The organism is Anseongella ginsenosidimutans (assembly GCF_008033235.1).
Lineage (GTDB): Bacteria > Bacteroidota > Bacteroidia > Sphingobacteriales > Sphingobacteriaceae > Anseongella > Anseongella ginsenosidimutans.
Map to the genome: position 1 here is coordinate 244462 of NZ_CP042432.1, position 17387 is coordinate 261848.

The window sequence follows — 17387 nt, forward strand, 5'->3', positions numbered from 1 at the left end:
AAAGAATGAATAACCAGAGTCTGCCTGTCACAGGAAGGCGGGGTTAATTCCGCAGCAGGTTATTCAGGTTTTCCCAGAAAAAAAGCTGCAAGCCGTCTTTGCCTTGGAGCAGGATCATCCGCGCGTCCCGGTAATCCATTACGAATACGTCCTTTGGCTTAAAGCTTCTGATCACCTTCCCAAAAATAATGTCTTTGGAAAGCTGCCCGTATAAGTCCTTTTCTATGGGCTTGATCTTATCCAGGTGGTTTGCCATCAGGGAGTCAAGCGCCCTGACAGAGAACGCTCCATCGCCCCTCTGACCGATATTTCCATGAAGGATATTTTCAATCATCGCTTCCTGCATATCTTCCACTTTATCCTTGAACGGATAAATAAGGGTCTCCAGCTTGCGCACATCGCGGTTCTCCGCAGCTGCCCGGAGTTCAGTAAAAAAGCCCTTAAACCCCGGCGCCTGCCAGCCCTGGAAAAAAGCCGGAAAAGCCAGCAAAAAATAGATCATGATCGTTTGCATAGAGTTTTATTCACTTATTCCCAGGAATCGCTTTGCTTCCTGGTAGTCTTCTAAATGAATGCCTCTCGCAGCCAGGCCGGAAATGTCCACACCGCCGGGGATCAGTACGTATTTAAATTTAGCGTCAGCAAGCGCGTGCGGAATGGTAAGCGCATCGCCTTTCGTCAGAAGAATTGAGATGACCGATAAATCGGGAAGGGTTGCACAATAAGCGTCCGCGTTGAGAATCGTTGTCTGCCGCGGGATCAATGAAACTTCGGGCGCGCCTATTGCTATCTCAATCCGGATATAAACTAGAACTATGCCCCCATTATTGAAGAATGCATCTGTAAACTCAGGTACGTTAATGTGATGCACCTTGCGGTCGGGCGTATTTGTCCTGTTCCAGGTGGGATCAATCCAATCCGAATACATAATATTTGCCGTGCCCGGAGGGCCTTGCGGGCCGGTTGCTCCTCTGGGCCCCTGCGGGCCGGTTGCACCACGCGGCCCCTGCGGGCCGGTTTCGCCTTGCGGACCGGTTGCACCGCGCGGTCCCTGCGGGCCGGTCTCTCCATTTGGTCCCTGTGCGCCGGCCGCACCACGCGGGCCTTGAGATCCGGCAGGGCCGGCAGGGCCCAAATCTCCCTGGTCTCCTTTTATTCCCTGTTCGCCTTGCGGCCCCGCGGGACCGGGAGGCCCTTCTTTTTCACAGGAACTTAATATCATCAGGCCGGATAAAGCGAACGCGCCTGCAAGAATTTTTAAAGATCTGTACATATTGACTCCTTTTATTGTTTGATAAATTCCACTCTCCTGTTCTGCGCCCTACCCTCAGGGCCATCGTTAGGCGCAACAGGATCGGATTCTCCCTTGCCCCCGGTTTCCATTCTTTCGGGAAGAATTCCAAATTCCGATGCAAGGACGGCTTTTACCGAAGTCGCCCGCTCCTGCGATAGTTTAAGGTTGAGTTCTTCCGGGCCGTCGGCATCCGTATGCCCGATGATCTGCACCCTGACATCTGCATTCTCCTGCAATACACTGGCAATCTCTTTCAGTACGCCATAGGATTCAGGCTGCACCCTGGCGGAGTTCACATCAAAATGAATTCCGGTGGTAGTCCATCTGCCTTCGGTAATAAGTTTGCTGCGGGCATCTTCACCCGTTTCAGCTATACGGAGGTTAGCAATATAAAAGGACTCCTTGGGGGCGGGAATGATCTCGCCAGCCCGGAAATGAAAGTTATTCCGTAGTGTTGCAGGTTCAAACGCACGCGGCAGATCAAAAAGTTTTTCATGATCCAGGTACAGCCGGATGCGCTGCTTGTTCACACTGATACTTACCCTTATTGGTTTTCCTGCTGCCTTATTGGTAAAGTATTCCTTATTCGTTTCCCGGCCGGAATACAGGCTGGTACTGTAACCTACTTTGTCCAGGAAATGATCGATGCGGAAATAAAAAAGCTTCCCGCCCTTTAACCCTTCCTTCGCTGGATTAGCGCTTTCAGAGAAGCCAAAAGTAACCGGCGGGCGAGTGCTGCCCGAGGGATAGAAAAGGTCAAATTCAACCGTGAAATTTTCCGGAAGCGTCTTGCCCGTTTCAGGAAAACTGGTGGTATTATCCGGGACTTTCAGCCATTTTCCAGATTGCCCGCCCAGGCTAACTACTTCTCCCGAACCGCTGGTATTCCAGCGCGCGGGGAAGTCACCCGTGTTATCAGCCGAAAAGTCATCATAAAACAGCAGGCTTTCCCCGGGAAGAAAGTCGAATTTCGAGTAAACAGCGAATTCTCCCGCCGCATTTACTGCCGCCTCCTTATCCTCACCAGCATTGGCCTGTCCTGCTCCGTCAGGCTGCCCTTCGTTCACTTTGTCTTCTCCGGCCTCCTTTCCGTTTCCTTCGGCCGCTTCTTCTACCTTGTCAAGGCCTTTATCCACCGCCTCGCCGGTTTTCCGGTCGATCCGTTCTTCTACTTTGCGTTTTACCTTTTTTCCCAGCCGTTCGAGGATCTGGGCCTCGGCAATACTACCGCCTGCTATCGCGAACAGTAGTGTAAACAGGAAATATTTCATGATCTCAGTTTTAATCTTCTTCTATCAATGCAGATTTTCAAGAGCCTGAACTACTTCATCGTAATTGTTCAAGTCTACGCCGCTTCTTTCCAGTGCGGAAATATCCACCCCGCCGGGGATAAGTACATATCGAAACCTGGTAACGGCCGCCCCTGCTTCGTTGCTTGTCAGGGGACCGTCAAAAGATCGCACGTTAATATATATCCCGTTTCCGTACACGTAGGATTCGTAAATTCTGTCAACGCTTCCGTCAACTTTATAAAAAGTTTGGGGCAAAAGATAATCATAGCGGGTAGAAGAAGTCGGCTGGCGACGATAATATACCAGAACAACGCCCTTGCTTAAAAAATCAGTAGTGATCGTCGATTCTGTTACGCGTAATTGTTTAAAATCCGGCTCGTCCGTACTCCATACAGGTGCGAACCAGTCGGAATACATGACGTTCGCCGTGCCGGGGTCCCCTTTAGGACCCGTTGCGCCGCGGGGACCTGTTGCACCCGTTGCGCCGCGGGGGCCGGCGGCCCCGGTTTCACCCCTGGGACCAGTGTCTCCAGGATCGCCCTTATCACCCTTATCGCCTTTTGCGCCTGATGCCCCCTGTTCGCCCTGCGGCCCGCTTGGGCCGGCAGGCCCTTCCTTTTCACAGGATGTGAAGGCGAATAAAAGGGACAAGGTGAGCATTATCGTAGTTAATGTATGGTGTTTCATTTCTGTTGATTAATCGCTAATTCTTTAGATCCAGCAGCTGTGCCGCCTCTGCGTAGCTGATCCTGCTCCAGTCAATGTCCGTCGCCAGCCTGCCTGAAACCTCAACGCCCGCTGGTATCAGCACATAGCGAAACTCGTTCCCCCTGAACCCTGCATAGTCGTACTCTGTGAGGGCTGTGCCATCCGTACTGACAATCCGGATAAGAATGGAATTGATGGTACTTACCCCGAAAGAACCTCCGGACCAGGTATAGTCGACATTGGAATAGGTATAAGGCAGCATATTATGCTGTCCGTTCCCGAAATTTTTGCCGTAAAGCACCAGCAGGCCGCCGGAAGACAGGAATCCTGCGATATGCTCCGCATTTACAAGATCCAGTACATTGGCGGGGAATGTATACTTCATTGTCTTGTGTGTAGGCGTATTAGGTGTTGAATTAATTTCATATTCAATCCATCCCGAGGATACTACATTCGCCGTGCCGGGGTCACCTTTATCCCCTTTAGGGCCGGTTGCCCCGCGGGGCCCGGTCGCACCTGTTGCTCCGGTGGCACCACGGGGACCGGTAGCGCCGGTCTCTCCCCTGGGGCCGGTAGCCCCCGGATCCCCTTTATCGCCTTTCGGACCGGCTGCCCCTTGTTCTCCCTGGGGGCCGCTGGGGCCGGCAGGCCCTTCCTTTTCACAGGCGGTGAATGCAACTGCCAGCAAAACAGCCAGCAGTATGCCGGTAAGTCTAATTTGTTTCATATTCGTACAACTTTATTTATGATCTGTCAATCCGTTAAAATTTTTCTGTCAATACCAGGCTGCCGGACAGTTCACCGCTTTCATCATAACTTTCACCCTGGACCATACCGGTGCCTTCGGCATACCACTGTATGGTTTTCGTGCTGAAATTCATCGGCTTGTCCATTACTTTCATTTCCATATTCATTTTTCCTTCGATCTTCAGGCAACTGAAGGTGCCGGCCGGTACAGTAAGGGATTCCCGGCTAATGACCTTTTTGCCGGTAAACGTCATTTTCAGGGTGGTAAAAACCGTTCCTTCCATTTTCATGGTCATGGTAAGGCTGGCGTCGGGCAATTCATCACCTACCTGAAGGCTGGCGGGCATCACCAGGTCATCACTCTCGACTTCGGTTTCCATTCCTTCCATGGCCGAAGCTTGCGCAGGATAGTAAAGGGCTCTTGTGTCGATATACATTTTATCATCATCGCATTCCATCGTATATTCCACACTAGTGCCCTCGCCTGTCGCATTATCGCGGATATCTCGTTTCACAGTATAAATTACCCGCTCTCCGCTGCGGGTTATATCCAGCACGGTAAAGCGGATAGAACCGTTGGCTTCTCCTCCGGGATCTCTCGTTTCCAGCTGAAAGCCTTCACCAACGGCATAAGGAAACCATTGCTCACAGGCGATTTGTGCGCCGGCAACCTGGTTCAGGAAAAGGAGGGATAACAGGAAGTATTTCATGATCAATTAGCAAGAAGGGTCATCTGACTGCACGATCAGCAAGAGTTCGCCTTCCGTGCCTATGCTGGCGCTGGTGATCTCGCCGCTTACACCAAGCGACTCCAGGTGATCGTTAAACAGCCCTTCTATAATACCCCGGTAGGAATTAAAATGGTTCACCACCTGTTCTTCAATGGCCTCTCTCATCTGGCTTTCCCTGTCTGCTGCAAAAAGATCGCAGGCAAAGGCGCAGGCATTATCTACGCAGGGCCCGGTTTCCTCATAGGTGGAACTCAGTTCGGCCGCGATGTCCGAGATCGTTAACCTTCCTCCTGCTGCTCCCACGCTGAGCCATACCTCTATTTTCATATCATTCAGGTCGATCCTGGGATCGCCGCATATGCAGGCAATATTATCCACGCAGTTCCCGACGATCTCAGTCCCCCCTTCTTCAAAGAAAATGGTAATAAGGCCTTTTCGGGACCGCGCATCCGGCTCAAAACTGGTGGAATTTACATCATTAATGTATATCGAATAAGGGTTCTGCCTTTGCAGCGGAATATCAAAGGCAATGTCAAGATCAAGAGCGTCCACCCTCAGGTAGCTGTCATCCGGTTTATAGAAGGCGGAAACGTCCTCTGCGCTGAATTCATGATCATTAGGGGTATAATTATTAAGGCGAAGAGAAACACCGTCAAAGGTGGAACTCAGGGCCCCTAGCCACTCCTCCTTCTCCAGGGTCTGTGATTCAGTACGCACGCCGTTTTCGCAGCAGCCGGAAACCAGCAGGACCGATAAGCCCAGCCATACAAACGCCCCGGATTTAACACCTTGCTGAGTAAAAATTTTCATGAGTCATACTATTTATTTATACCATTATTTTTCGTAACCAAAATTCGCATATCTTTAAACAAGGGAATTGTAAAAATGAGACATAAAGCGCTAAAGCGGTACGATTCAGAATGCATCGCCGATCCCGGCCTTCTCCCAGAGAATCAGCGTTTGATCCTCGTTTCCCGGGATGGTATACGCCGGAATGCGCATTCCCACGCTTATGCCGGGCATATAAATAGGGTCGATCAATTTTTTCCGGACCATTTCAAAAGCGCTTCCTGAATCCGGCTGCACCCTGAACGAAAACGCGTATTGATGGATATTATTAACGGTGGTGCCGGTGCGCTCCACCGCCAGGAGTGATGCAATGCCCTTAATGCCGTTTTCCATGATAAACTCCTTTTCCTTTGCAGATGGCCCGGACCCCGGGAAAGTGGAAATGAGGCTCCACAGGAGCAGACCCAAAGAAATGCAGACGATTATTGCTACGCGTGCTTTTGAATTCTTTTTCATCGTACTAAAATGAGCAGCACCAGGAAAAAGAAATTGTAAAAGTGGGACAATATTTCTTAGTTTAGTATATAATTTCCGTTGTATAGAGAACGTGTTTTACCAAAGCTATTTACCCTCCACGCGCTTCCGCGACCTGGTTGCCAGGTATATGATCGTAATTGACGATGGAAAGCATACCGGCTGGCAAAAAATGGACGTCGTGCCCAACGGCCTGCCCGGTCTCGGATTTTCCTATGGCGAAAACTTCCATTACTTCGCGGGCTGCGAACCATCAAAGGAAATATCCTCTGCAAACGTCGTGGGCATTCACAGCAGCCCCTATACGACTACCTGGAAAAACCCCATGCGTTTATTCGTTATCGTATTCAGGCCGCTCGGATTATACCAGCTGCTGAAACAGGATATGGGGGCATTAAAAAACGATCTCACCAGTTTTAACTTATTGGGATTAACTGAATCGGAAGCCATTTGTGAAAGGTTATCTGTTTTGCCTGCACATGAAGACAAAATAGCCTTCATGGAAACCTGGATGGCAGGAAAATTGAGTGGAAAAGATGTAAAAACCACCTTAACCGGACATATAACCGACCTGATCCTTGAAAGAAAAGGAATGGTGTCTATCAGCAGCCTGGCAACAGAACTGCATGTCAACAAAAAATACATAGAAAGGCATTTCAACGAGCAGCTAGGCCTCACCCCCAAGGAATACGCTGACATCATTCGCTTCAGTTACCTGAACACTTTAATGCTGCGCGAATCCATATCCTGCAGCGAACTCACATACCTGGGTGACTTTTATGATCAGTCCCACCTGATCAAGCATTTTCAAAGAATGACCGGCCTTACGCCTAAAGCCTTTAAAGAAAATGCAAAATTGAGCCCTGAAGCGCTGTTCCTGAGAAAACACAATATCTTCGAACTCATTTCCCGGACTCCGGGCTTTATCGTTCAGGAATACTAGAAGCCTCCGCAATAGTCCTGAAATTTTTAACTACTTTTAAATAAAACATAATCCTCTATTGGAATTATTTTACAAAAGCTATTTACCCTCCGGGCGATTCGCGAGGTTCATCGCGCGGTATATAATTATTGCAGATGACGGGGGCCATTCTGCCTGGCGAAAAATGGACTCTCTTCCAAATGGGTTACCTGGATTGGTTTTCTCATTCGGTGAACACTTCCGGTACGAAATTGCCGGCAGGCCGGGCTCTTCCAAAGAAATCTCCTGCGGAAATATAATCGGTATTCACAACTGTACGTACACGGGAAAATGGAAAGATTCACTTAAAGCGTTCGTGATCATTTTTAAGCCGCTGGGCTTGTTTCATTTGTTGAAACAAAATATGCATGAACTGAAAAACGACCTGACCGGTTTAAACCTGGTTGGTATTACGGAAGCGGCATGGATCGGCGAAAAGCTTCGTCTTTTGCCGGCGCATGAGCAGCAGATTGCCTTTGCAGAAGAATGGCTGGAAAAAAGGTTTTCGCAAAAAAAGCTGGATTATACAATTACCGAGTACATTACCGAACAGATCATCGAGCGCAAGGGAATGGTTTCGATACAGGGAATTTCCGGGGAAATGAACATCAACAAGAAATACATTGAAAGGAATTTTAACTATCAACTCGGGTTAAGCCCCAAGGAGTTCGCCGAAATTATCCGGTTCAATTACCTGAATACTCTGATGCACCGGGAGGCCGCTTCCTGGAAAGATCTCGTTTACCTGGGGAATTTTTATGACCAGTCCCATCTGATAAAGCATTTTCAGAGGATAACCGGGCTTAGCCCTCAAGCTTATAAAAAGATCGCCGGCCTGCAGGCCGGCGCGCAGTTTTTATCCCGGCACAATTTATTTGAGCTGATCTCCGCCACTGAAACCTCCGGGCTTTTTTTAAATCTGGGAAACCCTGCATCCGGGGAGAGTGCCAACGTTTAGTATGGACTACAAGCTCCACCTGGCCAGCGGACTCACGTCCTGCCCGGCAAAATCGCCCTTCAGGTATTTATAATAGGCGGCAATGGCGATCATAGCGGCATTATCGGTGCAATACTCCAGCCTTGGAATAAAAATTTCCCATCCGAGCGCCTTTCCGGCTTCCTGAACAGCATCCCTGAGGCCGGAATTTGCGGATACCCCGCCGGCGATCGCTACCTGTGTGATACCCGTTTCCCCGGAGGCCTTCTTTAGTTTATTCAGCAGGATACTGACGATGCGGCTTTGCACGGAGGCGCAGATATCCGCCATATTCTCTTCCAGGAAAGAGGGATTTTTATGTATATGGTCCCGAACAAAGTAAAGGATGGATGTTTTTAAGCCGCTGAAACTAAAGTCCAGGCCGGGTACGGAAGGTTCCGGGAACTTAAAGGCATCCGGGTTTCCCTCCCGGGCGTAGCGGTCAACAAGGGGCCCTCCCGGGTAAGGCAGGCCAAGGATCTTGGCGGTTTTATCAAATGCTTCCCCGGCAGCGTCATCCAGCGTTTGCCCCAGCAATTCCATTTCGAAATAATCATTTACTTTCACGATCTGGGTATGCCCCCCGGAAACAGTAAGGCACAGGAAGGGGAAAGCAGGCCGGGGTTCATCAATAAAATGCGCCAGAATATGCGCCTGCATATGATTTACTTCGATGAGCGGAACTTTAAGCCCAAGGGCAAATGCTTTGGCAAAAGAAGTGCCTACCAGCAAGGACCCCAGCAGGCCCGGCCCCCTCGTAAAAGCTACCGCATTTATATCTTTTTTGCTTATTTTCGCCTTCTTAATGGCCTGATGTACTGCGGGAATAATATTTTGCTGGTGGGCCCTGGAAGCCAGTTCCGGCACTACCCCTCCATACGCTTCATGGACGTGCTGCCCTGCGATAATATTGCTCAGTATGCTGCCGTTATCACAAACAGCAACGGAAGTTTCATCACAAGATGATTCAATGCCAAGAATAACGCACATACTTGATCTTTGATTCTGGTGCTATGTTAAAAAAGCAAAGTTATTAAAAAAGCGCTCAAAATATCAGCCATTATTATCCTGTCAATAATCCTGTTATTGATACTGGCCCTCCCCTTGCTGCAATCCAGGACCGTACAAACCTGGGTAGCGCAGGAAGTGGCGGCGCCCTATCTTTCCAGGGAACTCCAGACCAGGGTGGAAATAGGCAGCCTTTACCTTCGTTTCAACCTGATCGATGCAATTAACCTGCGTTTCAGGAACCTGGTACTCCGGGATGTATATGTCGAAGACCGGGAAAAGGACACCCTGCTGTATGCGCAGAAACTGCTGCTGAGTGTGAAAGAATTCGACCTGGACAAGAGCAGTTTCCGTTTCGGCGAAGCCAGTCTTGCAGGAACCAGGTTCTACCTTAAAACCCTGCCTGACAGCAGCGCAAATCTGGAATTTATAGTAAACTATTTTCAAAAGGAAAAATCCGACACGCTGGGCCGGAAGGCGCAAAAACCCTTCACCCTGCAGATAGACAAGATGCTGCTTGATGATGTTGCGTTCAGGTACCGTTCTCTTCTCCCGGGAAACGGGCAGGCAGAACCGCCGCCGGATGCCATTAACTTTAAAGACCTGGACGTTTCCAGCCTGCACGCCGAGATAGAGGGCTTCCGGACGGACGGCAGGGAAACCCGGGGGAATATCGCCAGGATCAGCCTTCAGGAAAAAAGCGGTTTCGTGCTGGACCATCTTTCGGCCAAACTTTCCTTCCTTCCGGGAAAAATAGAGCTGGATGAACTATCATTACAAACCCCCTACAGCAGCGTCAGCAATTATCTTGTCTTTACCTTTGAGCAACTCGCCGATTTCAATGATTTTGAAAACAGCATTGACATGGAAGGGCGTTTTAACAATTCCCGCGTTGCTGCCAAGGACATTGCCTGGTTTGCGCCCGGCCTCCGTAAGATCGGGCTGAGTGCGGGTATTGACGGTACTATTTCCGGCAGCGTTTCCAACCTGCGTGCCAATAACCTGCTGGTGACCCTGGGCAGAAGCACGTATTTCCGGGGTGATTACCGGGTCAGAGGCTTGCCGGATCTGGACAACACCCTGCTTGAGCTTGATTTCAACACCCTTTCTACCAATAAAGCGGATATTGAATACATTCTTTCCCGGGTATCGGAAAATCCGCCCAAATTGCCTGAATTCCTTGAAAACGCCGGCAATATTTATTTTACGGGAAACTTTGACGGCCACTACAATGACTTCCTTGCCGCAGGTGAGCTGAAAACCTCCCTGGGCAGGGTCGAAGGCGAAGCCAATATGCAATTCAATACGGCCGTGCCGCAATACGCGGGAAATATCGCCGCCTATGACCTGGACCTGAAGCAATTCACCGGCAACAGCAGCCTGGGCAGCGCCACCTTCAAAGCGGAGATTGAAGGAGCGGGTTTCAGGCTGAAAGACCTGCAGGAGGAGATTACTGCCAGCATTGAATACCTGGATTTCAAAGGTTACCGCTACAGCAATATACAGGTGAACGGCGTCGTGGACAAGAAGCTTTTTGAAGGGCACGTAAAGATCAATGACCGGAACCTCAAGCTGGACTTTAACGGACTGGTGAACTATAACCCGGCACAGCCCGAATTCCGTTTCAGCTCCACGGTAGCCGAAGCGCGGCTGAATAACCTCCATCTTAGCCGGGATACAATAATACTCAGCACCCACCTGGAAAGCAATTTCACCGGTACGGACCTGGAGAACATACAAGGATCTATCCTGCTAACGGAAACCTCCTTGCAAAGCGATACCAACCGTTACCAGATAGATACGGTAAACCTGGAAGCTACCGGCAGCAGCAGCGACCGCCTGATCGTTCTCCGCTCGGATTTCCTGGACGGAACCATGAAAGGCCAGTTTGACATTACCCGTCTTCCTTCCGGCTTTAAAACCGTTCTGAAGAAGTACCTGCCCAGCCTGGAAATGGGAATTATCCGGGAAGCGACCGAGCTTCAGAGCTTTAACTTTGCCTTTCAGCTAAAGAACCTGGAGCCCATCACCTCCGTATTCCTTCCGCAGCTCCGGATTCCCGACCAAGGTTCATTTTACGGCAGTTTTAATTCTTCCGATCAGAAATTATTACTGGCAGGGGGCATGGAAACAGTTGAATACGGGGGCATTATATTCCGTAATTTAATCATTGACGAAGAAAATAGTCCGGACGCGATTTTTGTCAATGCAACCGTTGACAGCGTTTATTTCAGCGACAGCCTTTCGGTGAATAACGTCAGCCTTTCGAATTACATCCGGAACGACAGCCTGAATTTTAACGTGAAACTCGCTAATGACAACGGAGTAAACCGCCTGGATATCAATGCCCTGATAGAAGTGGATTCTTCGAGAGCGTCCTTCAGCATCCTGCCGTCAGACATCGTCCTCGACAGCCGGGAATGGCGGATCGAAGAAAGCTTTAAACTGCTGTACGCAGACAGTAGCCTGGTAATTGACGGCTTTTCGCTCCGGAACAACGGGCAGTCATTCAGCGTGAGCGGAGCGATCTCTAAAAGCGACAGCCTCCCGCTTAACGTGGCATTTACCGATCTTGATATTGCCACCTTCGACCCGCTGACAAAGCAATTCAATCTTCGCCTTGGAGGAATTATGAACGGCGAGGCAACCATCAGCGCCGTGCTTTCCAAGCCAAAGGTCAGCAGCAGCATCAACGTGTCCGGTTTTACTTTTAACGAAACCGCTATCGGCGATCTGCTGATCTCATCCTCCTACAACGCGGAAAGCCAGGCGGTCAATTTTTCCGTGGGACTGCTCAAAAACCTGATTCCCTCCTTCAGTATCTCGGGCGACATCCAGACAGGAAGCGAAAACAATGCGCTTTTTGCAGACATGGAATTCAATCACGCTGAACTGGTGCTGCTGGAGCCCTTCCTTGGCGGACTTGTTTCCGACCTCAAGGGGCAGCTTACCGGGCGAGTGATTGTCCAGGGTACGCTGGAGCAGCCGGAAATAAATGATCTCTCTTACCTGCAGTTTGAAGATGCCGGTCTGCAGGTTGATTACCTGAAAACCTATTACACTTTTTCCGACCGCGTAACGCTCAGCGGGGGCAGGCTCATCCTGAACGGGTTGCGGCTGCATGACGTCCGGGGTAACCAGGCAACCGTGAGCAATGGTTATATTGACCTCAGTAATCTTGCCGACCCAACGCTTAATATTACGCTGCAGGCCCAGAATTTCCAGGCGCTGAATACGAGCGAAAAGGATAATAATTATTATTACGGCACCATGTATGCCAGTGGTACGTTTTCCTTCAACGGTCCCATCAGCAATATGCGGATAGATATCAATGCCGCCACGGATGCCAACAGCAAATTCTATCTGCCGCTTTATAATCCCGAGGAAGTAGGAAAAGCCGATTTCGTGAACTTTGTTTCAAAGGGAGATACGGCGGAAAAACTCGTGGAAAGAAAACTGGAACTGAAAGGCGTAACCCTCAATTTCCGGCTGGAAGTTAATGAGGGAACCGAAGTGGAGATCATATTTGACAAGCTGGCCGGAGATAAGATCGTGGGGCGCGGGAATGCGGCCCTGCAGCTGACCATTAACTCCTTCGGCACCTTTGAGATTTACGGGAATTACAACGTACGGGAAGGGGAGTACGTTTTTACGGCAAACAATATTTTCAATAAAGTTTTCATAATACAGCCAAACAGCACCATTCGCTTCGTAGGTGACCCTTACAATGCCCAGCTCGATATTTTCGCCGATTATACCCTCAACAGCGTAAACGTGGGCCCGCTTTATGACGCCGCCAATATCAGCCTGGGGCAGCAGTCCAGGATCAAGGTGGTTACACGGATCAACCTTACCGGAACACTTGAAAACCAGAACGCAACCTTTGACATTGAATTTCCCAACAATCGCCAGGTTGGCTCAGATACCTATACCTACCTGAGCAACGAAGACAACCGGCTTACCCAAACCACCTGGCTGCTCCTTGCCAATAGCTTTGTAAATAACAACCTGCAGGAGGGTATTTCCGAAGCCGGGCAGGCTACCTTTACGGAATTGCTCTCAGGCGGCCTGAGTTCTTTCATCAACAAGCTTACCGGCTCGTCGAATTTCGATATATCTTCCCGCCTGGGCACCGAATCGCAGGAAGTAAGCACCAGCCTGCGTTTCTTCGAGAACCGCCTCATTATTAACGGAAGTTTTCTGAACGAAAGCGATGTAGGAAACACGTCGGTAAATCAACGCGATGAAATCACCCAGGATATCGAAATAGAATACCTGCTTACCCGGGACGGGAATATCCGCGCACAGCTCTTCCGGCGGACAAACGTGCGTGATTTTGGCATCATCAATACCCGCGACGAATACAAACACGGCCTGGGCCTGAGCTACCGTCAGGAATTCAATTCCTTCACCGAATTTTTCAATAATATCTTCAAAGGAAAAGAACGCCCGGCCGACACGCTTCAGGAAATTTCCCCCGAACCCCAACCCAACCCCAACCCCAACCCCGTCCCGGCCCCCGCCTCCCCGCCCGAAAAAAGCCCCCATCCAACGGAGCCCCACGCTCAGCGAGCGCCCGCCCAACACCAGCCCAATAAAAAGACAGGGTTTTAAGTCCCTCTAGCTTTTGTTTCTGGGAATTTGACTTTGGGGAGTTGATTTTCCAGGCTTAGGTTTTCGGGGATTTGGCTTCAGGAGAGTTGGCTCTTTAAACTTTGGATTTTTGGTCTTTGGCTGTGGCGTTAGCTTTGTTGGACCGGGGTTGGGGCTTTGCGGGCTGGGTCTTTAGATTGGGGCTGTGGGTTGGGGCTGTGTTGGGCTGGGTTTTGGCCTGAAACCCGCGGGGGATTGTGCAAGGCTTTGATTGCCCGCAGGGAGCGATGTTGATTCATGCGGCGTGGCCGCAGGAATCGCCTGAGCGGGTCCGGGCAATCAAACCAGCACAAGCGCGAGGCCTCCACCATCCACCCACAAACAGCACAAGCGCGGGCCCTCACCCTTCAATCCACAACCAGCTACTTTATATGACCAACATCCTGCATAATCATATGCCCCATTTTATCCCTTTTAGTTCTAAGATATAATTCGTTATGCAGATTGGATTTTATTTCAATAGGAACATTCTCCACCACTTCCAGGCCATAACCGATAAGCCCGGCGCGTTTAGTCGGATTATTCGTCATCAGGCGCATTTTACTGACGCCAAGGTAGCGCAGTATCTGGGCGCCTACCCCGTAATCCCGCTGGTCCATTTTAAATCCCAACTCCAGGTTGGCATCCACGGTATCCAGGCCGTGTTCCTGCAGGTTATAGGCTTTCAGCTTGTTGACCAGACCAATACCGCGCCCTTCCTGGTGCATGTAAAGTATTACGCCCTTGCCTTCTTTTTCGATCATTTCCATGGCCTTATGGAGCTGCGGTCCGCAATCACAGCGGCAGGAACCGAAAATATCGCCCGTCACGCAGGAAGAGTGAACCCTTACCAGTACCGGTTCGTCCTTTTCCCAGCTGCCCTTGGTAAGCGCCAGGTGAGGTTCGCCGGTATCGGTCTGGGTAAAGGCCGTAAGATTGAATTCGCCCCACGCGGTGGGCATTTTTACCGAAACCTCTTTCCGTATCAGGCTATCGTGTTTCAGCCGGTACGCGATCAGGTCCTTGATGCAGATAAGCTTGAGGTTAAAGCGGCGGGCAATTTTGTACAGATCGGGCAGGCGCGCCATTTCACCGTCTTCATTCATGATCTCCACCAGAACGCCGGCCGGCTCAAAACCTGCCAGCCTGGAAAGATCAACGGTTGCTTCCGTATGGCCGGAGCGGCGTAACACCCCTCCTTCCATGGCGCGCAAAGGGAAAATATGGCCGGGGCGCCCCAGTTCCTCAGGTTTTATTTCAGGATTGATAAGCGCTTTAACTGTTTTGGACCGGTCAGAAGCTGAAATACCGGTTGTACAGCCATAGCCAAGAAGGTCTACTGAAACGGTGAAATTAGTTTCGTGGTTAGAAGTATTCTTCCCTACCATAGGATCCAGCTTCAGCTCGTCACAACGCTCTCCGCTCATGGGAACGCAGATCAGCCCTCGTCCATGCAGGGCCATGAAATTGATCATTTCGGGAGTGGCGTTCCTGGCGGCGGTGACAAAATCCCCTTCGTTCTCACGGTCTTCATCATCCACCACGATAACGGCCTTCCCGGCCTTGATCTCTTCAATGGCTTCTTCTATCGTATCCAGTTTAATTTCCATTAATATCCTGAGTTTACCAATAAGAACACAAAAGTAGGTAATTTGTTAAAGCGGCCCGGGAGTTTCTTTTTTAGGAAGAACTGCCTTTTTCCTCCAGGGATTCAGCTTCCGGAAGAACCGGATATAATTTTCAAGATCAAACAGGGAGGAATCCGAAGTGGCTTTATAAGTCAGGAAGATGCCCAGGGGAATCAGGACCGCGGTAGAAAGCCACATGCCCGCGTAAGGGGTCCAGCTTCCTTCCCTGGCTGCTTTCTCGCCGATCGTGGAAGTAATATGAAATACCAGGAAAAACACGATCGCAACGATCACGGGCAGCCCCAGGCCGCCTTTCCTGATAATAGCTCCCAGCGGCGCCCCGATAAAGAAAAGCACGAAGCAGGCTACCGAAAGCGTAAATTTGCGGTGAAATTCCACCCAGTGCCGCTTAACCAACTTAAATGCTGCTGCGTTCTGGGTAGCGGCGGGGGAAGTATTTGATTTAACGTTCCGCATGTAGCCAAGGGCCGAATGCAGGACGAGTTCCCGGTCGTTTTCATCAATATTCCGCAGGAAATCCGGGTCTTTAAAATCAAATTCCAGCGGCTCATATTTAGCGAACAGGCTGTCGCGGCTGTAAATATAATAAGGAGCGATATCCGTGGCCAGGCGTTTGAGTTCCTGCCGCCGCTTCTCATTCAGGGAATCGGCGCTGTATTCCAGCTGGCTGATGTTCTGCATCTGGAAATTATTCTTGAAAAGGTCTTCGTCGATATCTGCCACGCTGAACCCGGTCAGGAGAAATTTCTGTTCGTGTTCCTCGAATTTGACGCGCACCAGGCGTTCCCGCTGGTTTCTGTTTCGCTCGCCCCGCATTTCTTCATACCTCACCCCGTTCTTCAGCTTCAGGATAAGGTACTGCTCATCCGCCGATTTATACATTTCGCCCTCTTCGGCTTTCAGCACAGTAGTGTTCCCGTTTCCCTTCGTATGATCGTACAGGATAATGCCGTGAAGGGTCTGGGTTTCCTCGTCTTTCTTTTCCACCTTAATGGAATAGCCGTCAATGCCGTCATAAAACACCCCTTCCTTGATAAGGAACGAAGGCTTGGTTTGCCTGAACTCGTAAATGGTACTGGCAATTTTCAGGTTCGCCTGGGGAATGACAATATTTGCAAAATAAAAGGTGGTCAGGCACAGCACCGTCATGATCAGCAGCAAAGGCAGCATAGCTCTGGTAAGCGAAATTCCCGATGCCTTGATGGCCACCAATTCATAATTTTCTCCCATAGACCCAAAAGTCATTATAGAAGAAAGCAGAATGGCCAAAGGAAGCGCCAGCGGCACATTACTGGCATTGGCATAAAAGATCAGCTCGGCAACCGTGAACCAGTCCACCCCTTTTCCCACGAATTCATCGATGTACTTGAAAAGGAAAAGCATCATCAGGATGAAAAGCACGATCAGGAAGGTGGTCGCAAAGGGCCGCAGATAGGCTTTAATAATAAAGAAATGGAGTTTTTTCACTTGATCCCAATGAATGCCACCATATTTGATGCAAAAATAGGATTTAACCGGGATTGATTATTGAAAGAATTCAAATAAAAGCGTTTGGGCAGATCAGGGCGGCGGGACAGGGCCGGGGCCGGATCAGGCGCCCAGCACCCGGATAAGCGTTTCCACCTGGCTTTCCCAGATGCGCGCGCGCTCATCCTTTTCATCTTCCGGAACAAAATCCGTAACAGAAAGCGCTACGTCGCCGGTAAGTTCATCCTGGAGGACCTCCAGCTCAAAATAACAGTATGGTTCATCGTCTTCCCACTTAAACTTTATCGACTTATTTTCTTTAACGCCCAGCAATTTGGCCCGCTGCATTTCATTATCCCACTTGAATATGAAGTAGTCGTCCGGCTGAACAACCACATCGTCCGCAAACCACTGCGCCAATCCATTGGGACTGCTTAAAAAGCTGAAAAGTATTTTGGGTGATGACCGTAATTCAAACTCCAACTTGAACTTCTTTTTTACATGCATCCCCGGATCATTTAAAACATTTCCTTCGTTCACTTCTAAAGAAAGGTATTTTCTTTTATATTTGCAAACCTTTTCGGAAAAAGGAAGCCGGG

At 49.9% G+C, this 17387-nt stretch carries 15 protein-coding genes; 3 read left to right on the forward strand and 12 right to left on the reverse strand.

Going from position 1 to position 17387, the window contains the following annotated elements; genetic code table 11:
* Positions 1-43 precede the first annotated feature (43 nt).
* From FRZ59_RS01105 to FRZ59_RS01140, 8 genes are all read right to left on the reverse strand, one after another.
* Positions 44-514 carry a hypothetical protein gene (locus tag FRZ59_RS01105; RefSeq protein ID WP_132127697.1) on the reverse strand — a complete coding sequence of 157 codons (471 nt, stop codon included), beginning with the start codon at positions 512-514 and terminating at the stop codon, positions 44-46.
* A gap of 6 nt (positions 515-520) precedes the next feature.
* Positions 521-1273: a collagen-like protein gene (locus FRZ59_RS19310; RefSeq protein WP_132127696.1), complete on the reverse strand. Its 753-nt coding sequence runs from the start codon at positions 1271-1273 to the stop codon at positions 521-523.
* An 11-nt stretch (positions 1274-1284) separates the two neighbouring features.
* Positions 1285-2565 (reverse strand): OmpA family protein, encoded by a 1281-nt coding sequence (locus tag FRZ59_RS01115; protein ID WP_132127695.1) that lies wholly within the window; start codon positions 2563-2565, stop codon positions 1285-1287.
* Positions 2566-2589: 24 nt separating this feature from the next.
* Complete coding sequence (locus FRZ59_RS19315; protein WP_158640478.1) at positions 2590-3273, reverse strand: collagen-like protein; 684 nt, start codon at positions 3271-3273, stop codon at positions 2590-2592.
* Positions 3274-3289: 16 nt separating this feature from the next.
* Entirely contained in the window at positions 3290-4021 is a 732-nt protein-coding gene (locus tag FRZ59_RS19320; RefSeq protein ID WP_132127694.1) for a collagen-like protein, read from the reverse strand.
* Between the two features lie 34 nt (positions 4022-4055).
* A complete protein-coding gene (locus FRZ59_RS01130; protein ID WP_132127693.1) occupies positions 4056-4751 on the reverse strand; it encodes a TapB family protein in 696 nt (231 codons plus the stop codon).
* A gap of 6 nt (positions 4752-4757) precedes the next feature.
* On the reverse strand, positions 4758-5582 hold the full coding sequence (locus FRZ59_RS01135; RefSeq protein ID WP_132127692.1) for a hypothetical protein: 825 nt from the start codon (positions 5580-5582) through the stop codon (positions 4758-4760).
* Between the two features lie 105 nt (positions 5583-5687).
* The gene (locus FRZ59_RS01140) at positions 5688-6077 is read right to left on the reverse strand and encodes a hypothetical protein (RefSeq protein WP_132127691.1); all 390 of its coding nucleotides are present in this window, start codon (positions 6075-6077) and stop codon (positions 5688-5690) included.
* A gap of 91 nt (positions 6078-6168) precedes the next feature.
* On the opposite strand from FRZ59_RS01140, the gene FRZ59_RS01145 reads away from it, so the two are divergent.
* Both FRZ59_RS01145 and FRZ59_RS01150 read left to right on the forward strand, forming a co-directional pair.
* Complete coding sequence (locus tag FRZ59_RS01145) at positions 6169-7038, forward strand: helix-turn-helix domain-containing protein (protein ID WP_132127690.1); 870 nt, start codon at positions 6169-6171, stop codon at positions 7036-7038.
* 58 nt (positions 7039-7096) lie between these two features.
* Positions 7097-8014, forward strand: a complete 918-nt coding sequence (locus FRZ59_RS01150; RefSeq protein WP_317127721.1) for a helix-turn-helix domain-containing protein — start codon at positions 7097-7099, stop codon at positions 8012-8014.
* A gap of 6 nt (positions 8015-8020) precedes the next feature.
* On the opposite strand, the gene tsaD is transcribed toward FRZ59_RS01150, so the two are convergent.
* Positions 8021-9022, reverse strand: coding sequence for a tRNA (adenosine(37)-N6)-threonylcarbamoyltransferase complex transferase subunit TsaD (tsaD, locus tag FRZ59_RS01155; RefSeq protein WP_132127688.1), 1002 nt, complete (start codon positions 9020-9022; stop codon positions 8021-8023).
* A gap of 96 nt (positions 9023-9118) precedes the next feature.
* Here tsaD and FRZ59_RS01160 point away from each other — a divergent pair, with 96 nt between their 5' ends.
* The gene (locus tag FRZ59_RS01160) at positions 9119-13654 is read left to right on the forward strand and encodes a translocation/assembly module TamB domain-containing protein (RefSeq protein ID WP_132127687.1); all 4536 of its coding nucleotides are present in this window, start codon (positions 9119-9121) and stop codon (positions 13652-13654) included.
* Positions 13655-14055: 401 nt separating this feature from the next.
* Here the strand turns inward: FRZ59_RS01160 and FRZ59_RS01165 are convergent, their stop codons facing one another.
* The 3 genes from FRZ59_RS01165 to FRZ59_RS01175 form a co-directional block, all read right to left on the reverse strand.
* The gene (locus FRZ59_RS01165; protein ID WP_132127686.1) at positions 14056-15282 is read right to left on the reverse strand and encodes a bifunctional 3,4-dihydroxy-2-butanone-4-phosphate synthase/GTP cyclohydrolase II; all 1227 of its coding nucleotides are present in this window, start codon (positions 15280-15282) and stop codon (positions 14056-14058) included.
* A gap of 45 nt (positions 15283-15327) precedes the next feature.
* Positions 15328-16788: an LptF/LptG family permease gene (locus FRZ59_RS01170; protein ID WP_132127685.1), complete on the reverse strand. Its 1461-nt coding sequence runs from the start codon at positions 16786-16788 to the stop codon at positions 15328-15330.
* A 123-nt stretch (positions 16789-16911) separates the two neighbouring features.
* Positions 16912-17295, reverse strand: coding sequence for an START-like domain-containing protein (locus FRZ59_RS01175; protein ID WP_132127916.1), 384 nt, complete (start codon positions 17293-17295; stop codon positions 16912-16914).
* Positions 17296-17387: the final 92 nt, after the last annotated feature.

Bases quoted from the DNA above. Each gene is read 5' to 3' on its own strand.
- FRZ59_RS01105 (WP_132127697.1), bottom strand. From the start codon at position 514: ATGCAAACGATCATGATCTATTTTTTGCTGGCTTTTCCGGCTTTTTTC.
- FRZ59_RS19310 (WP_132127696.1), bottom strand. From the start codon at position 1,273: ATGTACAGATCTTTAAAAATTCTTGCAGGCGCGTTCGCTTTATCCGGC.
- FRZ59_RS01115 (WP_132127695.1), bottom strand. From the start codon at position 2,565: ATGAAATATTTCCTGTTTACACTACTGTTCGCGATAGCAGGCGGTAGT.
- FRZ59_RS19315 (WP_158640478.1), bottom strand. From the start codon at position 3,273: ATGAAACACCATACATTAACTACGATAATGCTCACCTTGTCCCTTTTA.
- FRZ59_RS19320 (WP_132127694.1), bottom strand. From the start codon at position 4,021: ATGAAACAAATTAGACTTACCGGCATACTGCTGGCTGTTTTGCTGGCA.
- FRZ59_RS01130 (WP_132127693.1), bottom strand. From the start codon at position 4,751: ATGAAATACTTCCTGTTATCCCTCCTTTTCCTGAACCAGGTTGCCGGC.
- FRZ59_RS01135 (WP_132127692.1), bottom strand. From the start codon at position 5,582: ATGAAAATTTTTACTCAGCAAGGTGTTAAATCCGGGGCGTTTGTATGG.
- FRZ59_RS01140 (WP_132127691.1), bottom strand. From the start codon at position 6,077: ATGAAAAAGAATTCAAAAGCACGCGTAGCAATAATCGTCTGCATTTCT.
- tsaD (WP_132127688.1), bottom strand. From the start codon at position 9,022: ATGTGCGTTATTCTTGGCATTGAATCATCTTGTGATGAAACTTCCGTT.
- FRZ59_RS01165 (WP_132127686.1), bottom strand. From the start codon at position 15,282: ATGGAAATTAAACTGGATACGATAGAAGAAGCCATTGAAGAGATCAAG.
- FRZ59_RS01175 (WP_132127916.1), bottom strand. From the start codon at position 17,295: ATGCATGTAAAAAAGAAGTTCAAGTTGGAGTTTGAATTACGGTCATCA.